Source organism: Buttiauxella sp., from assembly GCF_035271705.1.
Taxonomy (GTDB): Bacteria; Pseudomonadota; Gammaproteobacteria; order Enterobacterales; family Enterobacteriaceae; genus Buttiauxella.
This window is the reverse complement of sequence record NZ_DATERI010000198.1, coordinates 1-8,852: the sequence shown is the minus strand read 5'-3', so window position 1 is coordinate 8,852 and position 8,852 is coordinate 1. Positions and strand designations below refer to the sequence as shown.

Sequence of the window (8,852 nt, the reverse complement as noted above, 5' to 3'; positions counted from 1 at the left end):
GGGGCGTATCGAAGATAGCGATATTTCTTTGCAGCCTGGAAGCTGGATTTCCACTTCGACGCACATTGCAACCCTGGTGAGCGCCGACCGCTGGCGAGCTAAAGCGCTGGTTGGTGAAGAGGATCTCGCGCGGCTGCATGTGGGGGCGAAAGCAAAGATTTATCAAAGTGGGGAGGGGCAACCGATTATTGGCCGCGTGGTTTCCATCGACCATAACGCCGTGACGCGCCTGTCTTCTTTATTGCTGGCAAAAGATCATGGTGGGCCGGTGCAATTAAACCCGACCGCACCGGCAAAAGATCTGCGTCCGCAAGGCGTCTGGTATCGCGTGTGGATTGAAGGTGATGGAAAAGCAGCAGTGCTTAAGCGGGAAAATCGCGCCGAGATTTCGATAGAAAGTCAGCGTCAGAGTCTGGCGCATCGCTGGTTTAATAGTGTGTCATTGATGTTGATTCAACAGACGGGAATGGGGAAAGAGGGGTAGTTTCATCAGCTTAAATATCGGATGGCGCTACTGTACGACCTACGAAAGTCTTTGTTGGTCAAAGTCAGCCCCTCTTTGCAGAGGGGCTTAGTCCTTGCTACAGGATGATAATGAGGTGCATAACAATAAATGAGCGGCAAAGTTGTATTCCTAAACCCACCCACTTCCTCCTGGGATACTGGAAGGGGTCTTTCTATTAATGTCTTCTTCTGGACTCCGAGTCAATTGTTTGCTTAATACCTTTTCATTGATTTGCAATGTAGCTTACGAATGTCTACTTCTGCGTAAAGATTGTGCCAATTTTTGCTGATTAAAAGGCTTACGCAGCAGCTCTACTTGTGGAAATTGCTGGCCGCTGCTGCGTAAATCCTGGCCGCTTATCAGCAAGCAACTAAGGTGTGGATAGTTATCGCGAGCGTGTTGGATAACATCGGCGCCACTCATCGGCCCGGGTATCATCAAGTCGCTAATCAGAATCTGAATATCCGGCACATCTTTGAGAAATTGCAGCGCCTGCTGGCTATCGCTGGTTTCCAGCGTCAAATAACCCAATTGATGCAACTGCTCGCACAGCGTCTGGCGCACATCGTGTTCGTCTTCCAGCACCAGCACCAATTGATCTTCATCCGGATTCACCGCCAGAGGCTCAGGCAAGGTTTCACTGAGCACCTGCCCGGGGGCACGCGGCAGTTGCAAACGCACCAACGTTCCCTGGCCTTGCGCACTTTCAATTTGTACTCTTCCACCCGACTGACGCACAAAACCATACACCATCGATAAACCCAGCCCGCTTCCGCTACCAGTCTGTTTGGTGGTAAAGAACGGTTCAAATACCCGGGCTTTGACTTCCTCCGACATACCATGACCGCTGTCGACAACTTCCAGCGCCACCATATCCTGTTTACGCCCACTCGTTCGCACCACACGTTGATTCCAGGTACGGATTTTAATCGTGCCGTTTTGCCCTTCCATCGCATCACGCGCATTCATGACCAGATTGATAATCGCATTCTCAAGCTGATTGACATCGATCCAGGCAGGCCATGCTGGATGCTGTGCCTCTATTTCCAGCGCCAGCGTGGCTGGCAGTGAATGGCGAATCAACGGGTCGAGGTTTTCCAGCAAGCCTTTCATCGCAACAGCATGGGGATGGAGTGATTGTTTACGGGAAAAGGCCAGTAAACGTTGGGTCAGTTGCGCACCACGTTCAGCCGCTTTTAAGGCTCTCTGGATGCGCGTGCTATCCGGCGAATCTACTGATGTCAGCTCAAGGCTGCCGATGATGACTGCCAGCAAATTATTAAAATCATGCGCCAGACCACCGGTTAACTGCCCTACTGCTTTCATTTTTTGGCTGTGAACCAGCGCTTCTTCCAGTGCTTTACGCTCGGTTCGCTCCAGCACAACATTCACTATGCCGCGCCCCGGCACTGGGCTAAAACGCAGTTCAATAGTGCGATTATCTGCAAGCCGCAATTCTTGAGGTTTGGGTAACGGGCGTGAAAGGTTTTCGAGAATATGTTCCTGCAATGGCGTCACTTGTTTTAGCAAACTCAAATAGTGTTGCCCGCGCTGCAGCCGCTCCGCAGCCAACCCCAACAATAAAGGATATTGTGGGTTCCACACGACCAAATTACCGTCGTTATCGAACAGCGCAAAACCATCACGCATTGCGTGAAAGGTGGTCTCAAGTTGAGTACTTTTTTCTTTCAGTAATTTCGAGGTGTGTTCAAGCGAAGCGGTATTGCGGGCAAAAACGTTAAACGCCCGCGCCAGTTCACCCAGCTCATCACGGCGTTGTAACGCAGGTACACTGACATCCCGCTCGCCACGAGCCAGCCGTGTCATCGCGTGGGAAATCGCCGTGAGATTCGAGCCAAGATTGCGGTAAATATACCAGCCCGCAAAACCGGTGATCACCAGTGCAAGCAAGGCAAACAAACCGATAAACGCAATCATCGATTGCAGCTCTTTGTGGCTTTGCTCAGTGCGGTTGAGCGACTCCTGAGCCACCTTTTGCACATACTGATTGATGTCCTGATTCAAGAACGCTACCAGCGCTTTGATGTGGTACATAAACCAGGAGATGCCTAAATCGCTGTTATCCAATGCCTGGGAAAGCGGCAGCAACTGCTGCAAATGGGTGATGAACTCCTGCAATATTCCATTTGCCAGCGGTGAATCTGCCTGTGCCGGAAGCTGCGCCATGACTTCTGTGAGTTGCACAACCGTTGCATGAGGTGATGGCGTTTGAATGGCAATCAAGATAAGCCGGTCCATTTCAGTCAACAGCGGCGCTGGCGGGATCGTTAAACCGTCGCGGGCATTTATATCCTGAATATGATGCAGATAACTTTGGTTTTGATACAGCGCACTCAGCAACGCGTTACGCTCCAGATGGCGACGATGGCCCAGTTCCAGCATACGCGTGACGCTGCTTTCCAGTTCGTTGCTGCGTTCAGTAATACGCTTGACTAACTGCGGCTCATGGCTGGCGAGCGGGGCATTCGCCAGATGCTTGAGCGAATTTTGAAGCGCTTGTTGCGTTTGCTCTAAACGCTGGGCTTCGCTTTGATACTCCAGCGCCCCGACGACTTGCGTCAGGCGCACCGCCGCCGTGGCGACATTCGCGGTATCACGCGCCAACTCCATACTGCCGGACATATCACTCAGCGTTTGCCCCTGAACTTGTTCCTGCAAACGGCTGGCGTGATCAAAACCCAGAATCGCCACGCCGCACACCATCAGCGTTACCGCAACCACCAGCAGGTTAAAGGACAGCAGACGTCCGCGAGCGCTTGTAAAGAAAGGTGTGCGGGGTTGCGGCATGTTGGCTCCGTGAAGGAAGGTATTCTTGGTGGATGGCACTGCGCGAATCCGATAATAGCTTGATGCTACATTCTGGTTCACTTCGGCATAAGCAGAATCAATCCGTCACGGTAATGTGATCACGGTTAACTATTCAGTTATATGACAAATATGAACGGCTTCTGACATCTTCCATTTACCTGCGCGTGATTGACTGGCAGCAATCGAAACCCTATCCGCAGGAGCCGCGCCATGAGTAGCGTTCCCATTCTGGAGATGCGCAATATTGCCAAGTCATTCGGCAAGTTTTATGCGTTGAAAGGTGTCGACTTAACGGTGTTCCCCGGCGAAATTCACGCACTCATGGGGGAAAACGGAGCCGGAAAAAGCACGCTGATGAAAATCCTTGCCGGTGCGTATACCGCCACCAGCGGCGAGATTTTAATTAACGGCCAGGCTTACAGTATTAAAGGGCCGAAAGATGCATTAAACGCGGGCATCACACTGATTTATCAAGAAATGCAGCTCGCACCCAATCTGACGGTTGCCGAGAATATTTTCCTCGGCAGCGAGCTTTCACACGGCGGCCTGGTAAAACGCAAAGAGATGGTTTTACAGGCGCAAAGCGTTATCGACCGCCTGGGCGCACAGTTTAAGGCCAGCGATGTAGTCTCTCGGCTGACCATTGCTGAACAACAGCAGGTGGAAATTGCCCGCGCATTGCACCGCAACAGCCGCATCCTGGTCATGGATGAACCCACCGCCGCCCTCTCTTCTCGTGAAACTCACCGCCTGTTCGAGCTGATTATGCGACTGCGCGATGAAGGTATGGCGATTATCTATATCAGCCACCGCATGGCGGAAGTGTATGAACTTTCTGACCGTGTGAGCGTTCTGCGCGACGGGCAATACGTCGGTAGTCTGACGCGGGAGCACCTTAATGCTAACGAATTGGTACGCATGATGGTGGGCCGCCCGCTGAGCGATTTATTCAATAAAGAACGCGATATTCCACTGGGCAACGTGCGTCTGAATGTCCACCACTTGACCGATAGCGCAAAAGTGCAGCCGGTGAGGCTACAGGTAAAGTCTGGTGAAATTGTCGGGCTAGCAGGGCTGGTCGGAGCCGGGCGTTCTGAGCTTGCACAGTTGATATTTGGGGTGCGCAAGTCTACCGGTGGCTGCATTGAAATCGACGGAAAGCCCGTGAAGATTCATTCACCTCGTGAAGCTATTCACCACGGCATTGGTTTTCTCACGGAAAACCGCAAAGAGCAGGGTTTGTTCCTCGAACTGGCGGCACAAGACAACATCACGATGGCAACACTTGAGCGTGATGCGCACTACGGCTGGCTTGATCGCAAAAAAGCCCAAACGATTTCTGACGATGCTATCAGCCTGCTGAATATCCGCGTGCCACATGCCCAAGTCCGTGCTGGCGGTTTATCCGGAGGCAATCAGCAAAAACTGCTGATCTCGCGCTGGGTGGCGATCGGCCCACGTATTTTGATCCTTGATGAGCCCACACGTGGTGTTGATGTCGGCGCAAAAAGTGAGATCTACCGGATCATGAGCCAGATGGCAAAACAGGGTGTGGCGATCTTGATGATCTCCAGTGAATTACCGGAAATCGTCGGGATGAGCGACCGGGTTTATGTGATGCGCGAAGGCAGTATTGTGGGTGAATTACACCCTGCTGACATCTCCCAAGAGAACATTATGACGCTGGCAACCGGTGTCGAAGATGCCCATAAAAAGGTGGTCCACCATGGCAATTGATCAACGTAAAGAAACGCCGTTGGCGCCAACCATACCGCAACACGTTGCTAAAGCGACTCCGCTGAAAAAAGCCTTATTCGGTGATTTGATGCAAACCGTCGGTATTTTGCCGATTTTGATACTGATCGTGGCGGTATTTGGTTTTATCACGCCAAACTTTTTTACGGAATCTAACCTGCTGAATATTGCCCGCCAGTCGTCGATCAATATCGTTCTCGCCGCAGGGATGACGTTCATTATTTTAACCGGCGGTATCGACCTGTCTGTCGGCTCAATTCTTGGCACTACGGCTGTGACCGCGATGGTGGTTTCGCTGATGCCAGGTTGGGAATCGCTGTCGATTCCTGCCGCGCTGATGATGGGCACCGGGCTTGGGTTGTTCAACGGCATGCTGGTTGCCTGGGCCGGATTACCTCCGTTTATCGTCACACTCGGCACCTATACCGCCCTGCGTGGCGCGGCCTATTTGCTGGCTGACGGCACCACGGTGATTAACTCCAATATCAATTTTGAATGGATTGGCAATTCGTATCTCGGGCCGATTCCGTGGTTGGTGGTCATTGCGTTGGCAGTGATTGTGGTGTGTTGGTTCATTCTCAGGCGCACCACCCTTGGCGTTCATATTTATGCCGTCGGCGGCAACATGCAGGCCGCACGTCTGACGGGCATTAAAGTCTGGATGGTTCTGCTGTTCGTTTATGGCATGAGCGGGCTGCTTTCAGGACTTGGCGGTGTGATGAGCGCATCGCGGTTATATAGCGCCAACGGGAACCTCGGTGCGGGTTATGAGTTGGACGCCATTGCCGCGGTCATCCTCGGTGGCACCAGTTTTGTCGGTGGTATCGGTACGATAACCGGCACGCTAATTGGCGCATTGATTATCGCCACGCTCAACAATGGTATGACGCTAATGGGCGTCTCGTATTTCTGGCAACTGGTGATCAAGGGTGCGGTGATCATCATTGCAGTGCTTATCGACAAATACCGTACCCGCCACCATCAAAGTGCATAAAAACTCAACACAACAAGAGCCCTATAGATTTCGAGTTGCAGACCGGCGGCAAAGAGTGAATCCCCAGGAGCTTACATATGAGTAAGTGACTGGGGTGAGCGAATGTCGCCAACGCATCTGCGGTTCGAAAGATGACAGGCAGCCCTACACAGGAGATCAACACTATGCGTTTAAAGCTAATAGCCGCTGTACTCATGATTGCGAGCGCACCATTTGTGCAGGCCAAAGAACTGAAATCCATCGGGGTGACGGTAGGTGATCTCGCCAACCCGTTCTTCGTGCAAATAACCAAAGGTGCTGAGCTTGAAGCCCGCAAACTCGCAGGTGATAACGTGAAAGTCACGCTGGTTTCCAGCGGTTACGATCTCGGCCAGCAGGTTTCTCAAATTGACAACTTTATTGCCGCCAAAGTGGACATGATCATTTTGAACGCTGCGGATTCTAAGGGGATCGGCCCGGCGGTGAAACGCGCGAAAGAAGCGGGGATCGTCGTGGTTGCGGTTGACGTGGCAGCAGAGGGTGCGGATGCAACGATCACCTCAAACAACACCCAGGCGGGCGAATTAGCCTGTAAGTACATTTCGGATCGTCTGAATAACAAAGGCAATGTGGTTATCATCAACGGGCCACCGGTATCCGCAGTACAGAACCGTGTTGAAGGCTGCGAAACCGAGTTTAAAAAGCATCCTGAGATCAAAGTCCTTTCCTCTAACCAGAATGCCAAAGGCAGCCGTGAAGGTGGCCTGGAAATAATGACGTCATTGCTGGCGGCGAATCCGAAGATCGACGGCGTGTTTGCGATCAACGATCCTACCGCGATCGGTGCTGATCTGGCAGCGAAACAGGCACAACGTAACGAGTTCTTTATCGTGGGTGTGGATGGAAGCCCGGATGCGGAAGAAGCGCTGAAGCGTGGTGGAAATACACTGTTTGTGGCAACGCCGGCACAAGACCCGCAAGTGATGGCCGCCAAAGCGGTTGAGATTGGTTATGACATCCTGCAAGGGAAGCCTGCGCCGAAAGAGCCCGTGCTGATTCCAGTGACCATGATCGATAAAAATAATATCGGGACCTATAAGGGCTGGACGGTGAAATAACTGCATATTTACCCTAAATAGTTCGAGTTGCAGGCAGGCGGCAAGTGAACAAATCCCGATGAGCTTACTCCAGTCAGTGATTCGGGTGCGTGAACGTCGCCCTCCCTGCAACTTGAAGTATGACGGGTAAAGGGAGATGTTAATGAAGCGCTCCGAGGTCAATCAGATCCTCTCTCAGACTCGTCATTTCTTTATGCAACATGACGTCCATTTACCGCCATTCGCCTCTTATCACCTGGCTAAATGGCAACAAGTGGATAAACACATTTGGCAGGAAGTGTTCGATCTCAAATTGGGATGGGACGTGACAGCTTTTGGCGGGAGCGATTTTCTGACTCAAGGGCTGACGCTTTTCACCCTGCGTAACGGCTCACCCGATGGCACGCCCTATACCAAAAGCTATGCCGAAAAAATTATGCATGTGCGCGAAGGGCAACTCACGCCGATGCACTTTCACTGGCGCAAACGCGAGGACATTATCAATCGCGGCGGCGGTAATTTGATTGTTGAACTGTGGAATTCGGATCAGTTCGAGCAGACCGATGAAAGCGATGTCACCGTCGTCATTGATGGCTGCCGCCAGACCCACGCCGCGGGTAGCCAGTTGCGCCTGTCACCCGGGGAAAGCATTTGCCTTGTGCCCGGCATTTACCACAGTTTTTGGGGCGAGTCGGGCTATGGCGACGTGCTGGTTGGAGAAGTGTCGATGGTCAACGATGACGACCGCGACAACCGTTTCCTGAAACCACTTGAGCGTTTTAACATCATCATCGAAGACGCGCCCGTGCAGCAGTTGCTGTGCAACGAATATCGCCATCATCTTTAATTTGTTTCCAACACCAGGGGATTCATTATGGCTTTGATATCGCTCGCAGATGGACTGGCTCATGCACGTGAAAATGGCTATGCATTAGGGGCGTTTAACGTGCTCGACAGTCATTTCCTGCGTGCCCTTTTTGCCGCCGCAAAACAAGAAAACTCCCCCTTTATTATTAATATTGCCGAAGTCCATTTTAAGTATGTCTCGTTAGATTCGCTGGTAGAAGCCGTCAAATTCGAAGCGGCACGCCATGATATTCCCGTGGTGCTTAATCTCGATCACGGCCTGCATTTTGAAGCGGTGGTTCGCGCTTTACGCCTCGGTTTTAGCTCAGTGATGTTCGATGGTTCTACACTTGAATATGAAGAGAACGTTCGCCAGACCCGGGAAGTGGTGAAGATGTGCCACGCGGTGGGAGTCTCGGTTGAAGCAGAGCTTGGTGCGGTGGGCGGGGACGAAGGCGGCGCACTGTATGGCGAGGCCGACAGCAACAAGTTTACCGACCCTGCGGTGGCACGTGATTTTGTCGACAGAACCGGCATCGACACCCTGGCCGTCGCCATCGGTAATGCGCACGGTAAATATAAAGGCGAGCCGAAACTCGATTTTGATCGTCTGGCCGCTATTCGTCAGCAAACTGGCCTGCCGCTGGTTCTGCACGGGGGCTCTGGCATCAGCGACGAGGATTTCCGCAAAGCGATAAGCCTCGGTATCCACAAGATAAATTTCTATACCGGGATGTCGCAGGCTGCCCTCAACGCGATTGAGCACCGTATGAATCAACGACATGCCATTTATGACGAATACGCCGAGTTGCTGTTGGGGATTGAAGAGGCGATTACTGATGTTGTC

The 8,852-nt window shown here is 52.2% G+C and carries 7 protein-coding genes; 6 read left to right on the top strand and 1 reads right to left on the bottom strand.

The features are described 5' to 3' along the window. On the top strand, window positions 1-484 hold a 484-nt coding region (locus VJY99_RS17850), incomplete at its 5' end, for an HlyD family secretion protein (RefSeq protein WP_324120865.1). Between the two features lie 264 nt (window positions 485-748). Here the strand turns inward: VJY99_RS17850 and VJY99_RS17845 are convergent. Continuing rightward, window positions 749-3,313, bottom strand: coding sequence for an ATP-binding protein (locus VJY99_RS17845; RefSeq protein ID WP_324120863.1), 2,565 nt, complete (start codon window positions 3,311-3,313; stop codon window positions 749-751). Window positions 3,314-3,544: 231 nt separating this feature from the next. On the opposite strand from VJY99_RS17845, the gene VJY99_RS17840 reads away from it, so the two are divergent. The 5 genes from VJY99_RS17840 to VJY99_RS17820 all read left to right on the top strand — a co-directional run. Next, window positions 3,545-5,071, top strand: a complete 1,527-nt coding sequence (locus VJY99_RS17840) for a sugar ABC transporter ATP-binding protein (RefSeq protein WP_324120861.1) — start codon at window positions 3,545-3,547, stop codon at window positions 5,069-5,071. Continuing rightward, entirely contained in the window at window positions 5,061-6,083 is a 1,023-nt protein-coding gene (locus tag VJY99_RS17835) for an ABC transporter permease subunit (RefSeq protein WP_324120859.1), read from the top strand. Before VJY99_RS17840 ends, VJY99_RS17835 begins: the two co-directional genes overlap by 11 nt. Window positions 6,084-6,247: 164 nt before the next feature. Then, window positions 6,248-7,180, top strand: a complete 933-nt coding sequence (locus VJY99_RS17830) for an ABC transporter substrate-binding protein (protein WP_324120857.1) — start codon at window positions 6,248-6,250, stop codon at window positions 7,178-7,180. A gap of 142 nt (window positions 7,181-7,322) precedes the next feature. After that, window positions 7,323-8,006: a D-lyxose/D-mannose family sugar isomerase gene (locus VJY99_RS17825; protein WP_324120855.1), complete on the top strand. Its 684-nt coding sequence runs from the start codon at window positions 7,323-7,325 to the stop codon at window positions 8,004-8,006. Window positions 8,007-8,033: 27 nt separating this feature from the next. Beyond that, window positions 8,034-8,852, top strand: an 819-nt coding sequence (locus VJY99_RS17820) for a ketose 1,6-bisphosphate aldolase (protein WP_324120853.1), incomplete at its 3' end; no start/stop codon positions are given.

Excerpts from the sequence above, each read along its gene's own strand:
- VJY99_RS17835 (WP_324120859.1), top strand. The coding sequence starts at position 5,061 with ATGGCAATTGATCAACGTAAAGAAACGCCGTTGGCGCCAACCATACCG.
- VJY99_RS17825 (WP_324120855.1), top strand. The coding sequence starts at position 7,323 with ATGAAGCGCTCCGAGGTCAATCAGATCCTCTCTCAGACTCGTCATTTC.
- VJY99_RS17830 (WP_324120857.1), top strand. The coding sequence starts at position 6,248 with ATGCGTTTAAAGCTAATAGCCGCTGTACTCATGATTGCGAGCGCACCA.
- VJY99_RS17845 (WP_324120863.1), bottom strand. The coding sequence starts at position 3,313 with ATGCCGCAACCCCGCACACCTTTCTTTACAAGCGCTCGCGGACGTCTG.
- VJY99_RS17840 (WP_324120861.1), top strand. The coding sequence starts at position 3,545 with ATGAGTAGCGTTCCCATTCTGGAGATGCGCAATATTGCCAAGTCATTC.